Here is a 20,457-nt window from a genome sequence, read left to right on the forward strand (position 1 = left end):
AGCCGGGCCATTGGCCCGGCTTTCTTCATTGAGACTGGTTTCTTTTAGAAATCAGCAGAGAATGCGAGATACCAGTTGCGTTTGCGGGCATAGATCACTTCTTCATACCCCGTAGCGGTGGAGAATGAGGAGTTACCGGCCACCTGATAGAGCTTGTCCGTCAGGTTGTTCACACCGAAGGTGACTTTCCAGCCCTTGTCCTCATCGGTGAGCTGCAGGGACGCATTCACAAGCGTGTAGCTATCCTGAATAACGCCCTCGGAGTTGGCCGCGTCATAATACATGTCGGAGGTGTAGACCACATCCACGCGCGGGGTCAGCTCCATACCGTTGCCCAGGTCAAAGAAGTAACTCACACCCAGGTTGGTTTTCCATTCCGGACTGAACGGCAGGCGGTTGCCTTTGTCAACAGTCGCCGTCACAGTCTGGCCGGGAACATCAATCTCAACAACTTCATCAATGGAAGAATCAAGGTAACCGATACTACCTTCGACCAGCCAGCGGCCGGTCGGGTTCCAGGTCATCTCAAGTTCGAAACCTTCGATGGACGCAGAACCGGCGTTGAACAGAAGCGGCACCACACCCAGACGATAGATCAGCTGCAGATCGGTGTAATCAGTATGGAAAATCGCACCGTTCAAACGCAGGGTATCGCTAACGTCAGCCTTGAAACCGATTTCATAGTTTTCGGCTTCTTCCTGGTCAAAGGTGATGGGCTGGTTGTTCGGCGGAGCATCATTATAACGCTGGTTGAACCCACCGCTTTTGAAACCCTGTGACCAGCTGGCGTAAGTCATGATTGAATCATTCCAGCGATACTGCAGCTTGATGGTTCCGGTAACCGCTGAGAAATCCTGTTCATGCAGGCTCGGATCCACAAACAGCGGCGGCACAGTTGACGGCAGCGGATTCGGGTCCGGTGCTGTTGCCGGGTTGATGTTAAAGGCAATCAGCTTCATACCCTTGGTTTCTTCGGTATAACGCAGACCGCCTGACAAGGACAGTGCGTCAGTAAAATCATAGGTCCATTCAGTGAAGGCGGCCCAGCTTTCCGTGCTGAGATCCACACTCTGATAATCGCGTGAACCCGGTCCGCCTGCGGCCACAACCGGCGGCGGGGCGGCAACATCGACACGCACTTCATCATGGGTGTCTTCATCGAAGTAATAAAGACCAACCACACCGTTCAGCCTGTCAGCCGTATAGAGTGCCTGCAGTTCCTGGCTGAACTGCTCACTGACACTGTCATAAGCCGTGGACAGGATTGTGAAAGGCGTATTGTCCGCATCGCGAGCCCCGGACCAGTCAAGCTTGCGGTAAGCGGTGATGGATTTCACGGTGAAAGTATCGTTGATGTCATACTGTGCGGTACCTGAAATACCCCAGTTTTCCGTCGTACTGAACACCTCTGCCGTACCGCCGTTGGTGAACGGTCCCAGGTCATAAGTGGCATCGTTGGCGCAACGGGCGTCAACAATGTTCGGCACTGTCGTGTTCGGCGGCACCCAGAACGCACCCGGACATCCAGCCCCCTGGCTTACAGCCCCGACGAATACGGCGTTTTCATTGATGTTCTTGAAGACAAACGGGGAACCGTTTTCGTCTTCACTGGAGTAATCCCCGCGCAAGGTCAGGCTGAAACTGTCGCTGGGTTCCCAGCGCACGGTGCCGTTCAGCGAATAGCTGTTGTCGTCACCCAGATCAATGCCATCGGCCTGACGGATGACATAGCCGTCACGCTGACGCATGCCCATGGAAAGGCGGGCGGCCAGGGTATCATTGACCGGCAGATCAAAGGCGCCGAACAGTTCTCGCAGGTTGTCTGTGCCGGTGCGGGCCCGGACTGTACCGCCGAATTCGTCACCGGGAAGATTGGTGGAAATCAGTACCGCGCCGCCGATGGTGTTCCGGCCGAACAGGGTGCCCTGCGGACCGCGCAGAACCTGTACGCTGGCGATGTCCTTAAAGTCCATGGCCCCGCCGACAGAACGTCCCATATAGACATCATCAATATAGATGCCGACGCCCGGATCAACAGCTCCGGTCGGATCAGTCTGGCCGATACCGCGGATAAAGACCTGGGCCGCGGAGTTATTGCCGGACAGCGGGCCATAACTGGTGAACTGCAGGTTCGGCGCCACATTATCCAGATCGGTTGTTTCGAAAATCTGCTGGCGCTCGAGCGCATCGGCCGTCAGCGCAGTTACGGCAACAGGTATATCCTGAAGGTTTTCTTCACGGCGACGGGCCGTCACCGTAATTTCCTCAAGCAGCATGAGGGTGTCTTCATTGTTCTGTTCCTGGGCGGTCGCCTCAAGAGCCGGCGGCAACATTGTGCCGATCATGGCCATGAGGGCAATCCGGGAACTTGTCGATCTTCTGGAATGCGAAAGTTTTACGAAAGGCATCATCTTCTCCCATTTGTTGATGATTTCAGTTTGTGCGATTGGACAGCGAGGGACGGAAGGTCCTGAGTACCACTTGCTGTCTGGAGGAAGGAAGCCTTGTCGAATTCGGAAAACAGTCCAACAAAACAGAATCTCCCTTGGGTCCTCCCGGTGCCGGATTTACCGGACGTCTTTTATAGTTAGGTTATAGCTGTGTTGCTATTTACAGTCCCGATCATTGTTATGGCATATAGCAATTAAGCTGTCAACGCTATATCAAATAGCACTTTACTTTCCCGGGCAGGCTTTTTGCCGGAGCTAATGGCCAGCCCCGGCGCAGATGAAAGTGATCACTATATACCCTGATTAACTAGGGGCTACGGTGATGTCTGGCACATCCTCCCCTGGAAAAACGACTCCGGACGAGACTCTATTTACCAGCCGGCGCTTCCCTTGGGGAACGCATGGCCAGGAGGGCAAAAGCCGCCATAACGGAGCCAAAAGCCATAATCGTTGCCACACTGCCCCGCTCCATGCCGAGCGCGAACAGATAGCCTGTCACAGCGGGTGAAATAACCGCCCCGCCGCGGCCCATGCCAATGACAAAACCGGTTCCGGTGGCCCGGAGTCTGGTAGGGAAATTCCTGGCCACCAGGGCATAAAGACCAACCACCCCGCCGAACAGGAAGAAACCGAGAACAAAGCCGACCATTTTTAAGAGCTCGATCTGCGGTGTGACCTGGCCAAAAGCAATGACCGATACGCCCGTTGCCAGCATGATGCCTATCACCAGCTTTCTCATGCCATAGAAAGTGGCCGCCCAGCCCAGCAGACTGCCGCCGACGATGCCGCCCACATTGACCCAGACGGAGACAGAGGCGCCAACAGATTTATCAAATCCAAGCGCCGTAACAATGGATGGCACCCAGCCCATGACATAATAAAAAGTGGTGATGTGAAGGAAATAGCTGAACGCCAGGGTAATGGTTGTATTCCGCTGCATCGGCGCAAACAGGTCCTTGATGCCGGCCCGGGCCTGCCCTTCTTCTGGCTCTGCCACATGGTCCGCTTCCGGGTGTTTCATACGCCGCAGGATTCCGTTGATTTTATCCAGCGCCGCGGCACCCTTGCTATGGCTCAGGAATTCAATGGATTCAGGCAGGAACAGCAATACCACAGGAATGATAACGAGCGTTACCACACCGCCAAAGATAAAGACGGAATGCCAGCTGTAATGCTGAAGCAGTATGGCCGCAACAGAACCACCCAGTACACCACCGATGGGATAACCGATGGTCATCAGGCTGACCGAAAGATCGCGTTGGCGGGCATTGGAATATTCCGCAGCCATGGCATTGATAGAGGCCAGCATGGCCCCAATTCCAAGTCCGGTAAGTATGCGGTAAATGGACATGGTGAAGATATCCGTCGCCGTGGCGGACAGCAGCATGCCGCCGCCCATGGTGATCAGACTGCCGAGAATGGCGGCACGCCGCCCGAAACGGTCGGCGAGCGGGGCAAGGAACAGTGACCCTGCAGCCATGCCGGCCAGACCGGTGGCAATCACAATGCCAACTGCATCAGGGCCGAGACCCCAGTCCTGGGCAATGCCTGGCGCGGCAAAAGTGATGGCAAGCACATCAAAACCGTCAAGCGCATTGAGAAAAATACAGATGCCCACTGCAACGATCTGCAGGGCGCTCATTGGTTCGCGATCAATAATATCGCGCGGATCGTTGTTCATGCTGCCTGTCTCCCATTACCGGCTATTATGACTCTTCACTATATTTGTTTGCTATTCTGCATAACACTGTCCGCAGAACCTTGCCCGATCAGTCTGACTTTTGCAATTGTTGAGAAAACTTTTTAATTTTCCTTCTTCTGCAACAGGTCCTGCAATTGCTGCTTCTGGACCTTGCCCGATCCGGTGCGGGGCAGGGCGGAAAGAAGCGTCAGATGTTTCGGCAGCTTGTAGCGGGCAAGTTTCGGTTCCAGCCAGGCGAGGACCTGGTCCATGGTCAGACTGTATCCCTCCCTGCACACCACGGCGAGATGCCCGACTTCCCCCCAGCGCTCGTCAGGCACACCGATAACAGCCGCCTCGACCACGCCTTCCATGCCGGCAAAGGCCGCTTCCACTTCGGCCGGGTAGACATTCTCGCCCCCGGAAATAAACATGTCTTTCTTGCGGTCCACAAGATAATAGAACCCGTCAGCATCCCGCCGGGCGATATCGCCGGTCCTGAACCAGCCGTCTTCTGTAAAGGCCGCCGCCGTTGCTTCCGGCTGACGCCAGTACCCGGAGGTGACATTGTCACCCCTGAGCAAAAGCTCGCCAGCGAGATCATCAGGACAGTCGTTGCCGCGCTCATCAACAATGCGGGCTTCAACGGCAGGGGTTCCCAGACCGACGGACCCCGCCTTGGCGAAAATACGCTCACGCTCGATAGGCATGCCGAAGGTGGTGCCGGATTCGCTCATGCCATAACCGTCGACCACTGATATTCCGTCACTGAGCCAGGCCCGGATATCCGCCTCGGGATGGGGGGCGCCGCCGGTAAAAATGGCTGTCATGTGGCGAAGTCTTTCAGGGTCATAGCCCGGTTCCTGCCTGAGCCGCGCTGCCATCTGGGGCACGCCGAAATAATGGCTGACACCAAGCGCCGGATCACCCAGCCGGTCCAGGGTGCGCGCCGCATCGAACCCTTCCGAAATGATCAGTGTCGCCCCGTTCATGAAAGTGGGGCGCACATTGGTGATCAGACCGATAATATGAAACATCGGGGAATCACACAGGAAAACGCTCTCGTGCGTAACCCGACCGAGAATGGAGAAATTTTTCGCCGTCTGGTCAAGGTTATGCTCGCTCAGCAACGCCCCTTTCGGCCTGCCGGAGGTCCCGGAGGTATAAAGAATTAGCGAGATATCCTTGCGATCAAAAGGCGCGTGAGGCAAGGGAGCCGCCGCGGCCATACCTTCGGCAAGCTTACTGATGCTTAGCCTCGGTACCTTTGACTGAATGGGGTCCAGCGAAGCATCCCCGACCAGAAGTGCCGGATCGGCATCCTCAATCAGGTTTTCAATTTCCGCCTTGCTGAGACGCCAGTTCAGCGGCACATAAATCAGCCCCGTCCGGGCACAGGCAAGATGAAGGATAACAAGTTCCGCGCAATTATGCGCCAGACTTACAACGCGTTCACCATGATCAAGAGAGGGATAGGCCCGCAGAAGGGCAGCGCACTGGCCCACAGCGTGGTCCAGCGCGGCATAACTCCACTCCCTGGCCGTGTTCAGATCCCGGATTGCAAGCTTTTTCGGCTGCAATCCGGCCTGCAGGGCAACATGGTCAATCATTGTGAACCCTGTTTATTTTTTCACTTTGTAAGCGCCAAGTCCCGGCTTGTAGCTCTTCTCATCGATAAACTGGCGGATACCTTCCTTGCGACCTTCATTGTCGAAAGAGTTGGCAGCTTCCTGCATCCGGACGAGATATTCCTCGGCATCGTCATAGGACATATCGCCCACACGACGAACGGCATCCTTGGCATATTTCAGGGCAATAGGATTCTTTTCAAGCAGGATATTGGCGACTTCGCGGGTACGCTCTTCCAGCTTTTCCAGTGGTACACTTTCATTGACCAGACGCATGGCAGCAGCCTGCTTGCCGTCAATCAGCTCCCCGGTCAGGGTCAGCCACATGGCATCGCGCATGGGCAGAAGATCAACCACAACTTTGGTCACGCCACCGCCCGGGAGAATACCCCAGTTGATTTCGGAAAGGCCGTATTTGGCTTCGTCAGCGCTGATCGCCAGGTCACAGGCAAACAGGGGACCGAAACCGCCACCGAAACACCAGCCGTTGACCATGGCAATGGTCGGTTTCTGATAACGACGCAGGCGACGGAACCAGCCATAGCTCTCATTCTGGGAGCGGCGGACACCCTTGAGCCCTTCGGCTTCTGTCTCACGGAAATATTCCTTGAGGTCCATGCCGGCAGACCAGGCCGTGCCTTCACCGGTCAAGACCAGAACGCCGACATCCTCGCGGAACTCGAGCTCGTCCAGCACTTCCATCATGCGACGGTTAAGGGTCGGGCTCATACAGTTTCTTTTTTCCGGGCGATTGAATTTCACCCAGGCAATACGGTTCTCAACCTTGTAGTCGACAACATCAAGATCAGTGGCTTTGTTCATTGTTCACGTCCTTTTATTATACCGGTCCTCAGGATGATACTCTGTCCCGGATGACTTTAACTAAATTCGGCACCGGACACTGGCAGGCGACCGATGGCTTAATAAAACCGGCTACCGAAGCATTGTTCGAAAACCAATCATTTCATACTGACACTTCACATCGGGCTTGTGGAACTATATCAAAGAAGGATGTCCCTGCACCCGGCGCCTCCCCAAAAGGCTATATTACATAGCTATACATAATAACATTGGGATTGTCATTTACAAGAAAAATCTGCATATTCTCGACATGACTGAAAAACAGAACAAAAAAAATAATCCGAAAAACATGACATTTTCCAATCCGCTCCAAGACCTTGTCGGCTACCAGTTGCGGCGGGCTTCTGCGGCCATGCTTACCCATCTGGGACAGGGCCTGAGTGACATTGGCCTCAAGATTACAGAAACTTCGGTTCTGGTCATGATAGAGGCGAACCCCGGTATGAAGCAGAGCGACATCGGGCGTGTCCTTGGCATCAAAAGTGCCAATATGGCCCCCCTGGTCGCTGTACTGAGTGACCGCGGGTTGATCAAGAAAAAGCCCCTGGATGGCCGATCTCACGGCCTGCATCTTTCGGAAGAAGGAAAACAGGTTATCCGGAGAATCTGGGACAATATTGGCAATAATGAAGCCTGGTTGACCCGCAACCTGAGCGAAGAAGAAAAAAACCTGGTCGCCCGGACCCTCGAGAATATCTGGAAATAACAATCGATCCCGGGCCTACCGATCATAGGCCAGCTTTAGTTTTTGTCGCTCGATACAGACAGTAAGCCATCATAAACTTGAAATAATCCAGCCATACAGACCAGCACCTGCAGCAAACCACTTGCGGGAAATTGACCTTGCCCTGTTTGCAAAATAGGTGTAAATTGTTATACGTTATAGCAATTAATCGTTAATGGGAGGCACGGACAAATGGACGCACAATTACTGATCAATTCGGAATTTCTATCTGCCAGGGACGGCCGTACTTTCGAACGTCGCAACCCCATCAGCGGGGAAGTGGCCTCCCGCGCACCGGCTGCCGGCCCTGATGACATCAAGGCCGCAGTGGAGGCCGCCCAGGCCGCATTGCCGGAATGGTCCGGTCTCGGCCCCAATGCCCGCCGGACAGCGCTTCTCTCTGCATCACAGGAACTTTTGAATCTGGCAGACGATTTTGTGGACGCCATGAAAGTGGAGATCGGCGCTACAGAAGGCTGGGCGCGTTTCAATGTCAAGCTGGCATCGGATATGCTGGTTGAGGCTGCCGCACTGACAACCCAGGTCAGCGGCCAGATCATCCCCTCTGACAAGCCGGGGTGCCTGGCCATGGCCATGCGCAAACCGGCCGGCGTCGTGTTGGGCATTGCCCCCTGGAATGCTCCCATCATCCTTGGCGTCCGCGCCGTGGCCACACCTCTGGCCTGCGGCAACACAGTGATCCTCAAGGCGTCCGAGGTCTGCCCCGTGACCCATATGCTGATCGGTAAGGCCCTTGCTGCTGCGGGTCTTCCGAAAGGCGCCATCAATGTCATAACCAACGCCCCGGAAGATGCCGGCGATGTGGTCGGTGAACTGATCGACCATAAAAATGTCCGCCGCGTCAATTTTACCGGGTCTTCCCATGTGGGACGTATTATTGCCGAACGGGCCGCCCGCACTTTCACCCCGGTTCTTCTGGAACTGGGCGGCAAGGCGCCGTTGCTGGTGCTGGAGGATGCCGACCTTGACGAGGCCGTCAAGGCCATTGCCTTCGGCGCCTATATGAACCAGGGCCAGATCTGCATGTCCACCGAACGGGTGATTGTCGAGGAAAGCGTTGCCGATGCGCTGGTGGCAAAACTGACCGCCAAGGCCGCTACTCTTGTCGCCGGCGATCCCCGCGAAGGCAAGACGCCGCTTGGCGCCCTCGTGGACCAGAAGTCCGTCGATCATGTCCTGGGCCTGATTGAAGATGCCAGAAGCAAAGGCGCTGACGTTACAGTCGGCGGCACCGCAGAAGGGGTCCAGATGTCCGCCACAGTGGTCGACAAGGTCGATAACAGCATGCGGATTTATACGGAAGAATCCTTCGGGCCTGTTCTGGCCGTTATCCGGGTGAAAGACGCCGAAGAAGCCGTTACCATTGCCAACGACAGTGAATATGGCCTCTCCGCCGCCGTCTTCAGCAAGGATATCGTCAAGGCCCTGAAAATCGCCGAACGGATCGACAGCGGCATCTGCCATATCAATGGCGCCACTGTCCATGACGAGGCACAGATGCCTTTCGGCGGCACCAAATCCAGTGGCTACGGCCGGTTTGGCGGCCTCGCCGGCATCAATGAATTCACGGATTTGCGTTGGATTACCATGGAAACTCAACCGGGCCACTTTCCGATCTAGTTTCCCTCACCATTTTACCGAATAAGGCATGCTTCAATTGGGAGCATGCCTTTTTTTCACCTGCCGCTCAATTCACCGGGCTGAACGGCACCTCCCTGAAAGAAACAGACGAACATAATGACCCATTTCTGCCAACGGCGATTTAACCACTTGAGCATACAAATAATCTGCGCTAAAACGACGTTGAGGGACTGGACAAAGCAAATAATCGATATACAGGGCAGACGGATTTTCAGAGGAAACTGTATAGTCGACCATTCTGCTCCCTTCTGACAACAATCGCAAAAAGTTAATTCACTCAAAGTTAATTGTTTTGCATTTTAGAAACATTCCAAAATATGAATTGCCTTGTGCAATCGGTTGTTTTAATATGAGATTTGATTAATGCATATAAGGTTAATAATCCATCAGCATTGGTCATTCTGAGACTATAAATTCATGGGAGACACAGATGATAATTGGACGACAATTATTAAAATCACTCTATTACACCACCGCAGCTTCACTGACATTGACCGCCCTCACCGCCGCGCAGGCCACTGCGCAGGATGAAGGCGCATTTGTGCTTGAGGAAATCACAGTTACCGCCCGCAAGATCGAAGAAAACCTGCAGGAAACACCGATTGCCATTTCCGCCTTCACCGGCGAGGGCCTGGAACGCCGCCAGATTTTCAGTACCGACAATCTGGACAATGTCACGCCGAACCTGCAGTTCAGCAACAACGCCCCGCTGGCCGGCAACAACAACTCCTCACAGGTCTTCATCCGCGGTATCGGCCAGACCGATCCAACCTCCACGGTTGATCCGGGCGTTGGTATCTATATTGACGATGTTTATATGGGCCAGTCTGTAGGCGGCACCATGGACTTCCGCGATATTGCCGGCATCCAGATCCTGCGCGGTCCGCAGGGTACCCTGTTCGGCCGTAACACCATCGGCGGCGCCATCCTGATCAGCACCCAGGAGCCGGGTGAGGAATTCGGCGGCACCTTCAAGGGTGGTGTCGGGTCCGACAATCTCCGTGAACTGAACCTTGCCCTCGACATTCCGATGGGTGACAAGGTCAAATCACGCTTTACCTACGGCACCCGCATCCAGGACGGTTATGTTATCCGGGTGAGTGACGGCGTCGACCTGGGCGATAAAAATTCCTATACAGCCACTGGTAAAATCGTTTTCACCCCCAGTGACGATCTGGAAATCAAGCTTCAGTTTGACTATACCGAAGCCGATGAAAACGGTTCACCGCTGGTTTTTGCCGCCAGCAACGAATCTCAGATATTCCAGAAAGTTGTCAGCCTTGCTGCCGGTTGTCCTGGCATGGCCAACCTGGGTCAGGATGTTCCCCTGATTGATGACCCCCGTTGCGCCAATGACTTCCAGGCTGCTGGCCCGTTCGCCAACAACGGTACAAACCCGCTGAAAAGCTATCTGGAAAACTGGGGCGGATCATTGCACCTGGCTTATGATGTAAACGAGGATATCACCCTGAAATCCATTACTTCCTATCGGGAGCTGGACTGGTACGGAGTACGTGATGCAGACAATACCCCGTTCCCGATCCTGCATACCCTCTATGACAGTAACGGCAAACAATTCAGTCAGGAACTGCAGGCGCTCTATACGTCTGACCGCCTGACCGGTGTGGCTGGCCTCTACTACTACGAGGAAGAAATCGATGATGATGTTGAGGTCACAGTTTCCCCGCCGCCAAACCCTGAAGGCCGTGGCGACAGTGACGACAACTTTACCGATAACAGCAACTGGGCGGCGTTCACCCAGTGGAGCTATGACGTCACAGATCAACTGACTGTCACTCTGGGGGCGCGTTATACTTCCGAAACCAAGGCTTCAACGCCGGATCAGTACAGCTATACCAATCCGACCAACAAGTATCTTGAGGTGAAGGAATATTCCCAGGATTTTGATGCCTTCACAATCAACGCCAACATTGCCTATCGCTGGAATGACAATGTGATGACTTATGTCAGCTATTCCGAAGGCTTCAAGTCCGGCGGCTGGAACAGTCACTTCAACACCGACTTCGACGATGACCCGGCAACCTTCGCCATTCTGCAGCAGATTCATTCCTTTGACGAGGAAACTGCCAAGAACTATGAAATCGGTTTCAAAGCGGACCTGCTGGACAACACACTGCGTCTGAACGGTGCCATCTTCTCCACCGATTACAATGACCTGCAGCTGGTCTACCGGGCATTTGTGGCGCCTTTCATCACCAATGCGGGTAAAGCGTCCAACGACGGTGCCGAGCTGGAGCTGACCTGGCTTCCGGCCGACAACCTGGTCATCGATGCGGGCATCAGCTATCTTGACGCCACCATTGATGAAGTGGTCACTTTCCCGAATGAAAACGTCTTCGGCAGCGTCGAAGCAGGTAACCGCCTTCCGTTCGCACCTGAATGGCAGGCCAACTTCGGTATCGGCTATACCTTTGAGCCGGATGGATCCGACCTCACCTGGACGCCTCGCGTGGATATGAGCTATCAGAGCAAAACCTACTTTGATGCCATCAATACCGAGGAAATCGCCCAGACCGAAGGCCGGACCATCGTCAACGCCTCCATCATTCTGGAGCCGTCTGACGTGACCTGGAAGTTTGTCTTCGGGGTCAATAACCTGACCGACAAGCTTTACCCGATTGCCGGTAACTCCTCCCTCGGTACGGGCTCAGGCTATGCGGAAATCGCTTACGCCCGCAAACGGGAATGGTTCGCGAACTTCACTTATAACTTCTAGGACCAGGTATAAAACCAAAGGGTCACTCTGAAAGGAGTGGCCCTTTTTTTCGGCAGAACCAGACCTAGAGCTTTCTCTCGACCACCCGGCCGTCATCGGCAACATTATTGCCGGGATGCACGATCACTTTCTCACCTTCCTGAAGGCCATCGATGATCTCCGCGTCCCGGTCATTTTTCCGGCCCACATCAACAGGGCTCAGCTTTGCCCGGCCCTCGCTGAAGACAAACACCGACCATTGCCCGTTTTCCCGGAACAGAGCACTGACCGGTACGGAAAGCACATTTTCCGCCCGGTCCACAATAATACCCGCTTCGACCCGGAAGGCATCACCCAGGCTCTGCCATTTCTCGGGCGGATCGATAAAGTCGAGGATCACATTGACCCGTTGTTCTTCCACACCGAGAGCTGAAATCTTGGTAAAACCGCTGGGCTCCACCAGCCTGACCCGGGCGTCGATTTCCTCTTCCCCGCCCCAGCGCCGGATCAGGGCCCTGTCACCGGGCTGAACCTTGACCGCATCCCGGGACAGCATTTCCACAACGATTTCCAGATTTGCCGGATCGCCGATTTCCGCCAGCGGCGTACCGATGGCAATGACCCCTTCGCTTTTATGCATGACGCGCAGAACCTTGCCATTTACCGGTGCATGTACGCAAACCTGGCAGATATGGTCATGGATATCACGCTCCTTTGCTGCTTCGGCGGCTCCCGGCTGAACAAGTCTCGCCCGGGCTGATTCCAGCTGGCTCTCGGCCACCTGCAGGTCCGCTTCCGTCGCCCTTAGGGCCGCCTGGCGCATTTTCAGTTGCAGTTCCGCTTCCTCCAGCCGGGCAATGGAGACATTGCCTTTTTTGAACAGTTCCTCGTTTCTTCTGTATTCGGCCTGGGCGAATTCCAGTTCCGCCTGGGCGCGCTCAACCTGGGTCGTCGCCTGCCATTTCACGGCTTCCGCACCGCGAACGTCGGCTTTGGCCTGGGTTTCACTGCGTTTGTCGAGAAAGTTGGGATCGGCGGGGGTCATGTTGGCAATCACCGTCTCACCGGCATGAACCCTGTCGCCGGGCTCGCTTTCAATGCGCATGACGCGGCCCTCGATCGGGGCGGAAACCGTATAGATATCCCTGATCCGGGTCTTTCCTTCCGCTTCCAGAACGATCAGGACATCGCCGCGCCTGACGGCCTCCAGATCCACTTCCTCTGCCTCTGGAATAAAGGCATAAACCAGCAACGCCAGCAACAGCAGACCCAAACCGATTTTCGCGATTGTCTTGATATTTTTAAACGGCATTATTCAACCCCCTTCTGGGCACTGACCAAATCTATACTCTCCACCTGCCGCCAGACAAGGTAAAAGGAGAGAATGGAGCTGACGATCACCACAATGACAGCAAGGCCATAGGTGTCCCTGTCGATCACCGCCGGGATTCGGTAAAGCTCTGTATCCATCAACTTTGTTAGGCCTTGCACCATCAAATACCCCATAAGCAATCCCACCGGAATCGCCATCAGGACAATGGCCGCCATTTCCCCGAACAGAATATAGGCCACTTCACCCCTGGTCAGGCCCAGCACCCGAAGCGAGGCCAGTTCCCGCCCCCTCTCTGAGAGAGCAATCCGGGCGGTGTTATAGATCACGCCAAAAGAAATCAGCCCGGCAAACAGAATATTGACAGTGGCCATCAGCAGAACCTGTTGTTCCATAATCTCCCGAAAGATATCCCGCGCCTTGCGCAGGATGTTCATGCCGGCGATGGAGGGTATATCCCTGATTTCCTGATAGAGCGGACCGTTCCACAAAGGGTCCGCCAGCAGGAACGCGCCGGTGATCACCGTGCTTTCGTCCAGCGCCCGGTTCAATTCATCCATATTCATGAAGGCGCTGAGACCAATGAATTCTTCGACAATATCCGCGACCCTTATATCAAGCACCGGACGGCGTCCTTCAAGAACTTCCACCGTCAACATATCCCCTTCCCTGACGTGGAGGATTTCCGCAAGTTTCAAGGACAGGGCGATGCCTTGATCGGGAATTGAGATCGCCGTCAGGTCCTGCCCCAATATACGGTGAAGGTCAGGGTTGGGCCTGAGGCCGGTAATGGCAGAACGTTTTGAAAAATGCCCCGACTTCAGAAACACCGCCACATCACGCGTGGGCTCTACTTTCAGCACACCGGGCATGAGGCGGATTTCCTCAAGGGCTTTAATGCTTCGCGGTTCAACAAAACTCAGGCTGATATCTTCCCTCTGGGCCATGTCAAAATGCACTTCCATCAGATAATTGACGGAATCTTCCATAAAATAGGCAACGATCAGGATCGAAATGGACAGGCCGATGCCAACGGTCGAGAACAGTGTCCGCAAGGGCCGCCGTTCAAGTTGTCGCAGAACAATCCTGGACAGATGGGAAAAGATACTCTCCAGTCCCAGTCTCTTGAGGAATGTCTCCCGAAACTGCACCGGTGAGGCGGGCCGCATGGCCTCTGCCGGCGGCAGAATAGCCGCCTGCCGAATGGCAATCAGGGTTCCGGCAACCGCGGCGACGGCGCAGAGCAGGGTTGCAAAAACCATGACTTCCGGGGAAAAGGAAAAACGCAATATGGGGAAATGAAAATACTGCGTATACATACCGGTCACACTGGTCCCGAACCAGATTCCGACCCCAATTCCCAACAGGCTGCCAAACAGAACAATCAGCAGCACCATTTTCAGATAATGCAGGGCGATTTCAAAGTTGCTATAACCCACCGCCTTGAGCATACCGATCTGCTCCCGCTGGGTCGCGATCTGACGGGTCATGACCACATTAACGAGAAAGGCGGCCACGGAAAGGAAAATCGCCGGGATGAAGAATCCCATCACCTTCAACTGTTCCAGTTCGTTTTCCACAAACCAGTTGGACATCTGATAGTCACGGCCATAAGCAATCAAACCGCCGTAAGGCTTCAGGATTACATCGAGGCGCTGTTTGACATCCTCAATATCAGCCCCCCGGTCCAGGCGCAGCGATACATCATTGAAGGCCCCGTCCATATCCACGGCCGCCTCCAGGGCCCGGCGGTTCATCCAGAACACGCCAAACCGTTTGTCATCGGGAAACAATGCGCCCGGCCCCAGGGAATAGACATATTCCGGGCTGAGCACCACGCCGACAATTTTCAGGGATCGTTTATGCCCGTTGAGCACCATGTCAATATGGTCGCCAAGGACAAAGTTATGGGCACTAACAAAGGCCTCACTGCAGAGAATGGCGTCATCTTCGTCCGGCAGCAACATGCGGCCCTTGCGCAGATAAAGATTGTTGAGCAAGGGCTTCCTACCGTCCGGCACCGAGATCAGTTTGCCTGTGGCGGGTTCATCCATACCCTCCACCTGGACGGTAACCCCGAAAACAACCCGGGTTTCAAGCGCAGAGACGCCCGGAATATCGGCAATTTGCTGGCGTGTTGCCTCGGGCGCCCGTTTCATCTGGGCAAAGACATCGGCGAACTGATAACGATCGTAATAGACATCCTTGCTCAGCTCCAGGGAATCCATCACCCCGAAGGACATGACATAAGTGGAAATTCCACACCCCATGACCATAATGATCGCCAGGATCTGTCCCTTGATGTTCCAGAGATCGCGGAGAAATTTTCTGTTCAGAGCCGCAAGCATCTACCAGCTGATCTCCTTTGGATCGATGGGATTTTCATTGACCTTCACATCCACCACCTGCCCATCCCCGAAATAAATGACCCGGTCAGCCATATTGGCGATCGAGGCATTGTGGGTAATGATCACGGTGGTCGTCCCGTATTTCTTGTTCACATCCTGCAGGGCCTGAAGCACAACAATACCGGTCGCGCTATCCAGGGCACCTGTCGGCTCATCACACAAAAGCACCTCAGGCCGTTTGGCCAGCGCCCGGGCAATGGCCACCCGCTGCTGTTCGCCGCCGGACAGCTGGGACGGGAAATGGCTGGCCCGATCCCCGAGATGCACAGCCTCAAGGGCCTCCATAGGCGGCAGGGGATCAGTGGAAATATCTGTAACGAGGGCGACATTCTCCAATGCCGTCAGGCTCGGCACCAGATTATAGGCCTGGAACACAAAACCAACATGGTGACGCCGGAACAGGGTCAGCTCCCGTTCCGTATATTGGGACAGACTGTGATCGCGGAAATAGACTTCCCCCGAGGTCGGTGTATCGAGCCCGCCGATGATATTCAGAAATGTAGATTTGCCGCTACCGGAGGGACCAAGCAGGACGACCATGTCGCCCTTGGGGATCTCCAGACTCACCCCCCTAAGGGCCCTGATCACCGTTTCGCCGGAAATATAATGTTTCGTGAGGTCATAGGTGCGAAAGGTAAGATGGTCACCCAGTCCGTTATTTTCCGTCATCTGCCCCGCCAACCGTTAATGAGTACCTGTCACCCCGCAACTATAGACCAGTCCTGTGAAATAAAAAAGGCTGCACCCCTTACAGATGCAGCCTGATCACAGGATCAGCTTCGGGTTCAACCGACGGGGACCCGGATGCCCCGTGCCTCCAGGATCGGCAGGACTGTTTCCGCGAAATACGGCAGCTCCTCTGCGTAATTCACAAAAGCCAGTGTGGTGCCGGCAAACCCGGCCTCGTAAAGGTCGATCAGACCCTGGGCGACCACTTCCGGCGTTCCCACAAGCGGCACACCGCCGTGGCCACCGGCAAACCTGTCCCGCAGCATCTGCAACATATCCGGCGGAAAGGACTGGGCATGCTGGAACATCAGATTGATGATATTGTCCACCGCCTGCCAGTCTGCATTATCCCGGGCGTAATATTGGTGAAACTCGTCGGCTTCCTTCTGGGTCGGACGGCAGACCACATAGGAAAAGGTCAGCATTTCCACGTTGCGACCATTGCCCGCCGCCTGTTTTTTCAGGTCGATGATTTCCTGTTTCGAACTTTCCAGCTCAATCATGGAGGTGAACAGGAAATCGGCATTTTTCGTGGCGAATTCCCGGCCTTCTTTCGACCCTGCGGCATTGAAAATCGGCACTGTATCCCTCAAAGGCCGGGGATCGCCGTAAGTGTCTTTCAGTTTGAAATATTCCCCGTCCCAGTCAAAGGGCTCCGGATGGGTCCAGAGTTTGGAGACGATATCAAACCACTCCTGACCGTAAGCGTAGCGGGTTTCATGATCCTGGGGCAGGTCCAGCCCGAAAGCATCATATTCCGGCTTGTTCCAGCCACAAACCACATTGAGACCCGCCCGTCCGCCGGACATCTGGTCGATGGTGGCGATCTGCTTGGCGACAACACCGGGATGATTAAAGGCCGTATGGATGGTGGCGAACACATTGATATTGTCTGTTTTCGCCAGAAGCCCCGCCGCCCAGGTCATGGTTTCCAGCACGCTACCGTGGAAATTGGTTTCTCCGCCATATCCCACCCAGCGGGCAATGGGCAGCAGGAAGTCCAGACCGACCCGGTCCGCCGTCTGCGCCATCCTGATGTTATTTTCCCAGTTGTTTACCCAGCGCTCCGGCACCTTGGTCACTGCCATGCCGCTTGAGCAGTTGGCAGAAAAAAGACCGAGCCGGAATTTATTGCGTGTAAAGAGCGAATTATCTGTTGGCATGTGTAAAACCTCCTGTTGGGCGCCCCGATTATTGGTGAAATTGACTTTTTGCTCTTGTTCCGAGTCCATTATTAATGTATTTTACATATAAAAATAATCATTAAAACACAAATAAAATTAATTTTTAAAAAACTGATAATGAATGGAGGTGCCTTTATCTGATTTCTGTGTTTTCAAATCAGCCTGATCAGCCTAAACTGAGCCCGCGTTTCAGTTCCGGAAAGACCGGAAACAATAAAATCAAGGGATCCTGATGTCTGAGAAGAATGACAAGGCCAACAGCAGAAATATTGATACCGAGTTTGAAGAAGCCGGTCTGGACCGGCGCTGGCATCTGGCCACGACACCGCGTGAAGTAGCCGTTACGGAACTGGAATATTCTTTATTCCGTACTTTTGAGGCCTTTTCCAAATGGCAGGTGGAAGGCATGGCCGTTGCCGCCGGTAAAAACCTGAGTGCCAGCGACGGGGCGATCCTCAATGTCATCGCCATGCGGGACCGGCCCAAGGGCATCACCGAAATCGGACGCCTGCTCAATAGGGATGATGTCACCAACATCCAGTACACCATCCGTAAACTGACCCAGGAAGGGCTGATTGAAAAAACGACAAAAGACAACCGCCGGAAAGGGGTCAATTACACCACCACCAAAAAAGGCCTGGAAGTTATTCAACGTTATGTGGCGTTGCGTAAAAGCCTCCTGATCAAGCTAACCGAGCCTATCCGGGGCATGAACGCCCATCTGGAAAACGGCAGTCACATTCTTGATCTGATGACCGGCATATATGAACAGGCAGCCAGGGTAGCGGCAACGCATCGCAACCCGGTTGAAGACGAAGACTGAAGGGGACGGGAACAAACGGAAAAGACAACCTGTCCTGAAACGAACAATATAGAGGGACAGCATGTCTTTAAACAGAAGAACCTTCGGCAAAGGAGCGGCATCAGGGCTCCTCGCCTTTCTTATCGGCGGCAAGACCGTCCTGCTTTCCCCGGCGGAGGCCCGGGAAAAAGAAATTCCCTTCCAAACACTCTCCCCAAGAGAAGTTGAATTAATTTCCCTGATCGGCGAGGCCATCGTTCCCGGCTCTACCGGTATGGGCCTTGCCCATTATCTGGATCACCAGCTTTCCGGTGACCCGGAACAGAGCACGCTGATCATTCGTTATCTCGGCGTCAATCCCCCGCACACCGGTTTCTATCGCTCCGCCCTCGCCGCGCTGGATAAAAGTGCCCTTGCGACTTTCGGCAAGGATTTGGCCGGGCTTTCCGACCAGGAACTTGAAAAGTTCATCTCCCAACTTTCCCGGGAAAACCCCAAGGGCTGGGACAACGCCCCTCCGGCGCCTTTCTTTTATTTTGTACTCCGGTCAGATGCCATTGATGTGACCTACGGCACGAAAGCCGGTTTCGATCGTCTGGATATCCCCTATCTGGCTCATATCGAGCCAGGGACAAGGAGCTGGACATGAGCAAGCTCCCAAGCCGTGAAAAAGTCGATGCCGTGATCGTCGGCTCCGGCGCCGCCGGCAGCCTGATGGCCGCCAAACTATCCGCAACCGGAAAGAAAGTCGTCATCCTGGAAGCCGGTCCCGAACGCAAGCTCACCGATCTGGTCAGTTCCGGCCTCAACGCCCGCCGCCTCAAATGGGCGGGATCCCCTGTGGAACAAAGCGGCAGCCATACCGTCGGCAATGGTTTCAACAGCGGTTTCGGCACCGGCGGCTCCGCCCTGCATCATTATGCCGTCTGGCCACGGCTGCACGAAGAAGACTTCGACATGCAGAACCGTTACGGCAAGGGCCTCGACTGGCCCCTTTCCTATGACGACCTCAGGCCCTGGTATGACCGGATCCAGAAAGAGGTCGGCGTTTCCGGCGATGCGGAAGCGGAAATCTGGCGGCCCGAAGGCGAGCCCTATCCCATGGGGCCCGTTCCCACCTTTGGCCAGGGAGAAGTCATTGCCCGGGGGTTCGAGAAACTCGGCCGCAAAACCGCCCCGCTGCCACTCGCCATTAATACGGAAAATTATAATGGGCGCGAGGCCTGCATCTGGGACGGCTGGTGTGACGCCGGCTGCCCGATCAAGGCGCTTGGAAATCCCCAGACGGTCTATCTGCCCGAGGCTTTTAAACAAGGGGCTGAAATCCGCCACCGGGCCACAGTATCGGAGGTGACCGTCGATAAAAAAGGCGAGAAGACCACCGGTGTCATCTATATTGACGAACAGGGCGAGAAACAGTTCCAGCCCGCAGACCTGGTGGTGCTGGCAGCCTTTGCCGTGCAAACCCCGCGCCTGATGCTGATGTCTACGTCCGACAAACATCCCAATGGTATTGCCAACAAGAATGACATGGTCGGGCGTTATGTCATGAGCCATGCGGCAGGGCTGGTGTTCGGCCTGTTCGACGAAGAGACGGAATGTTATCTGGGTGCCTCAGGCGGCCAGCTGGTCAACCAGGACAATTACGATCACAAGAACAAGCGCGGTCAGGGTTTCGGCAGTTACCAATGGATGATCGCCCAGGCGACAAAACCCAATGACCTTCTGGGCTATGGCGGCAGCAACCCGGCCCTGTTCGGAAAGAAACTCACCGAATTCATGGAAAAGGCGACCCACGGCTTTGCCACCATGACCGCCTGTGTTGAGGACCTGCCCCTGGCCGATAACCGGGTCACCCTGTCTTCCGACAAAGACAATCACGGCCTGCCGCTGGCTCACGCCTTCCATGACATGCATCCGGAATCCATCGCCCTTTGGAAAGACAGTCAGGCGGACGGCACAAAGGTCTTTGAGGCCGCCGGGGCCAGCGAAGTCTGGACCGGCAATCCCGGCGCCATGCACATCATGGGCGGTACTGTCATGGGCGAGGATAGTAGCCGCTCGGTCACCAACAGCTTCGGCCAGACCCACGAGGTCAGCAACCTGTTTATCGCCGGACCGGGCCTGTTCCCCACAAGTGGCGGGGTCAACCCGACATTCACCGTCCACGCCCTGACCCTCAGGGCGGCAGATTATATCGCCAATAGCTGGTCCTCCATCACCTGATCAAAAAAAGGCCCGGGTTTTAACCCGGGCCGTTCAAAACAGTTTTGACAGTGAGT

14 protein-coding genes are annotated in these 20,457 nt (G+C 54.9%); 6 read left to right on the forward strand and 8 right to left on the reverse strand.

Translation table 11 applies throughout. The features are described 5' to 3' along the window. Window positions 1–44: 44 nt before the first annotated feature. From ACN0YD_RS13560 to ACN0YD_RS13575, 4 genes are all read right to left on the reverse strand, one after another. Window positions 45–2,351 (reverse strand): TonB-dependent receptor, encoded by a 2,307-nt coding sequence (locus ACN0YD_RS13560; protein WP_417320655.1) that lies wholly within the window; start codon window positions 2,349–2,351, stop codon window positions 45–47. Between the two features lie 466 nt (window positions 2,352–2,817). Then, window positions 2,818–4,131 (reverse strand): MFS transporter, encoded by a 1,314-nt coding sequence (locus tag ACN0YD_RS13565; RefSeq protein WP_417320657.1) that lies wholly within the window; start codon window positions 4,129–4,131, stop codon window positions 2,818–2,820. Window positions 4,132–4,253: 122 nt separating this feature from the next. After that, window positions 4,254–5,741 (reverse strand): AMP-binding protein, encoded by a 1,488-nt coding sequence (locus ACN0YD_RS13570; RefSeq protein ID WP_417320659.1) that lies wholly within the window; start codon window positions 5,739–5,741, stop codon window positions 4,254–4,256. Between the two features lie 12 nt (window positions 5,742–5,753). Further along, complete coding sequence (locus ACN0YD_RS13575; RefSeq protein ID WP_417320661.1) at window positions 5,754–6,581, reverse strand: p-hydroxycinnamoyl CoA hydratase/lyase; 828 nt, start codon at window positions 6,579–6,581, stop codon at window positions 5,754–5,756. A gap of 289 nt (window positions 6,582–6,870) precedes the next feature. On the opposite strand from ACN0YD_RS13575, the gene ACN0YD_RS13580 reads away from it, so the two are divergent. The 3 genes from ACN0YD_RS13580 (at window position 6,871) to ACN0YD_RS13590 (ending at window position 11,743) form a co-directional block, all read left to right on the forward strand. Then, entirely contained in the window at window positions 6,871–7,326 is a 456-nt protein-coding gene (locus ACN0YD_RS13580; RefSeq protein ID WP_417320663.1) for a MarR family winged helix-turn-helix transcriptional regulator, read from the forward strand. 210 nt (window positions 7,327–7,536) lie between these two features. Then, window positions 7,537–8,985, forward strand: a complete 1,449-nt coding sequence (locus ACN0YD_RS13585) for an aldehyde dehydrogenase (RefSeq protein WP_417320665.1) — start codon at window positions 7,537–7,539, stop codon at window positions 8,983–8,985. A gap of 451 nt (window positions 8,986–9,436) precedes the next feature. Then, the gene (locus ACN0YD_RS13590; RefSeq protein ID WP_417320667.1) at window positions 9,437–11,743 is read left to right on the forward strand and encodes a TonB-dependent receptor; all 2,307 of its coding nucleotides are present in this window, start codon (window positions 9,437–9,439) and stop codon (window positions 11,741–11,743) included. Window positions 11,744–11,807: 64 nt separating this feature from the next. Here ACN0YD_RS13590 and ACN0YD_RS13595 read toward each other — a convergent pair whose 3' ends face one another. The 4 genes from ACN0YD_RS13595 to ACN0YD_RS13610 all read right to left on the reverse strand — a co-directional run bounded on the left by ACN0YD_RS13595 (window position 11,808) and on the right by ACN0YD_RS13610 (window position 17,352). Continuing rightward, a complete protein-coding gene (locus ACN0YD_RS13595; protein ID WP_417320668.1) occupies window positions 11,808–13,034 on the reverse strand; it encodes an efflux RND transporter periplasmic adaptor subunit in 1,227 nt (408 codons plus the stop codon). After that, window positions 13,034–15,400 (reverse strand): ABC transporter permease, encoded by a 2,367-nt coding sequence (locus tag ACN0YD_RS13600; RefSeq protein ID WP_417320669.1) that lies wholly within the window; start codon window positions 15,398–15,400, stop codon window positions 13,034–13,036. The genes ACN0YD_RS13595 and ACN0YD_RS13600 overlap by 1 nt, the downstream gene beginning before the upstream one ends. Continuing rightward, entirely contained in the window at window positions 15,401–16,129 is a 729-nt protein-coding gene (locus ACN0YD_RS13605; protein WP_417320671.1) for an ABC transporter ATP-binding protein, read from the reverse strand. 116 nt (window positions 16,130–16,245) lie between these two features. Then, window positions 16,246–17,352, reverse strand: coding sequence for an LLM class flavin-dependent oxidoreductase (locus ACN0YD_RS13610; RefSeq protein WP_417320673.1), 1,107 nt, complete (start codon window positions 17,350–17,352; stop codon window positions 16,246–16,248). Window positions 17,353–17,605: 253 nt separating this feature from the next. Between ACN0YD_RS13610 and ACN0YD_RS13615 the strand changes: the two genes are divergently transcribed. The 3 genes from ACN0YD_RS13615 (at window position 17,606) to ACN0YD_RS13625 (ending at window position 20,401) form a co-directional block, all read left to right on the forward strand. Next, window positions 17,606–18,196: a winged helix DNA-binding protein gene (locus ACN0YD_RS13615; RefSeq protein ID WP_417320675.1), complete on the forward strand. Its 591-nt coding sequence runs from the start codon at window positions 17,606–17,608 to the stop codon at window positions 18,194–18,196. Between the two features lie 61 nt (window positions 18,197–18,257). After that, window positions 18,258–18,824 carry a gluconate 2-dehydrogenase subunit 3 family protein gene (locus ACN0YD_RS13620; RefSeq protein WP_417320677.1) on the forward strand — a complete coding sequence of 189 codons (567 nt, stop codon included), beginning with the start codon at window positions 18,258–18,260 and terminating at the stop codon, window positions 18,822–18,824. After that, window positions 18,821–20,401 (forward strand): GMC family oxidoreductase, encoded by a 1,581-nt coding sequence (locus tag ACN0YD_RS13625; protein WP_417320679.1) that lies wholly within the window; start codon window positions 18,821–18,823, stop codon window positions 20,399–20,401. The genes ACN0YD_RS13620 and ACN0YD_RS13625 overlap by 4 nt, the downstream gene beginning before the upstream one ends. The last annotated feature ends 56 nt before the right edge of the window (window positions 20,402–20,457 follow it).

This window comes from Emcibacter sp. (assembly GCF_048269205.1).
In the GTDB taxonomy this organism is placed as follows: domain Bacteria; phylum Pseudomonadota; class Alphaproteobacteria; order Sphingomonadales; family Emcibacteraceae; genus Emcibacter.

Excerpts from the sequence above, each read along its gene's own strand:
- ACN0YD_RS13565 (WP_417320657.1), bottom strand. The coding sequence starts at position 4,131 with ATGAACAACGATCCGCGCGATATTATTGATCGCGAACCAATGAGCGCC.
- ACN0YD_RS13580 (WP_417320663.1), top strand. The coding sequence starts at position 6,871 with ATGACTGAAAAACAGAACAAAAAAAATAATCCGAAAAACATGACATTT.
- ACN0YD_RS13585 (WP_417320665.1), top strand. The coding sequence starts at position 7,537 with ATGGACGCACAATTACTGATCAATTCGGAATTTCTATCTGCCAGGGAC.
- ACN0YD_RS13605 (WP_417320671.1), bottom strand. The coding sequence starts at position 16,129 with ATGACGGAAAATAACGGACTGGGTGACCATCTTACCTTTCGCACCTAT.
- ACN0YD_RS13560 (WP_417320655.1), bottom strand. The coding sequence starts at position 2,351 with ATGGCCATGATCGGCACAATGTTGCCGCCGGCTCTTGAGGCGACCGCC.
- ACN0YD_RS13615 (WP_417320675.1), top strand. The coding sequence starts at position 17,606 with ATGTCTGAGAAGAATGACAAGGCCAACAGCAGAAATATTGATACCGAG.
- ACN0YD_RS13595 (WP_417320668.1), bottom strand. The coding sequence starts at position 13,034 with ATGCCGTTTAAAAATATCAAGACAATCGCGAAAATCGGTTTGGGTCTG.
- ACN0YD_RS13610 (WP_417320673.1), bottom strand. The coding sequence starts at position 17,352 with ATGCCAACAGATAATTCGCTCTTTACACGCAATAAATTCCGGCTCGGT.
- ACN0YD_RS13625 (WP_417320679.1), top strand. The coding sequence starts at position 18,821 with ATGAGCAAGCTCCCAAGCCGTGAAAAAGTCGATGCCGTGATCGTCGGC.
- ACN0YD_RS13570 (WP_417320659.1), bottom strand. The coding sequence starts at position 5,741 with ATGATTGACCATGTTGCCCTGCAGGCCGGATTGCAGCCGAAAAAGCTT.
- ACN0YD_RS13575 (WP_417320661.1), bottom strand. The coding sequence starts at position 6,581 with ATGAACAAAGCCACTGATCTTGATGTTGTCGACTACAAGGTTGAGAAC.
- ACN0YD_RS13590 (WP_417320667.1), top strand. The coding sequence starts at position 9,437 with ATGATAATTGGACGACAATTATTAAAATCACTCTATTACACCACCGCA.
- ACN0YD_RS13620 (WP_417320677.1), top strand. The coding sequence starts at position 18,258 with ATGTCTTTAAACAGAAGAACCTTCGGCAAAGGAGCGGCATCAGGGCTC.
- ACN0YD_RS13600 (WP_417320669.1), bottom strand. The coding sequence starts at position 15,400 with ATGCTTGCGGCTCTGAACAGAAAATTTCTCCGCGATCTCTGGAACATC.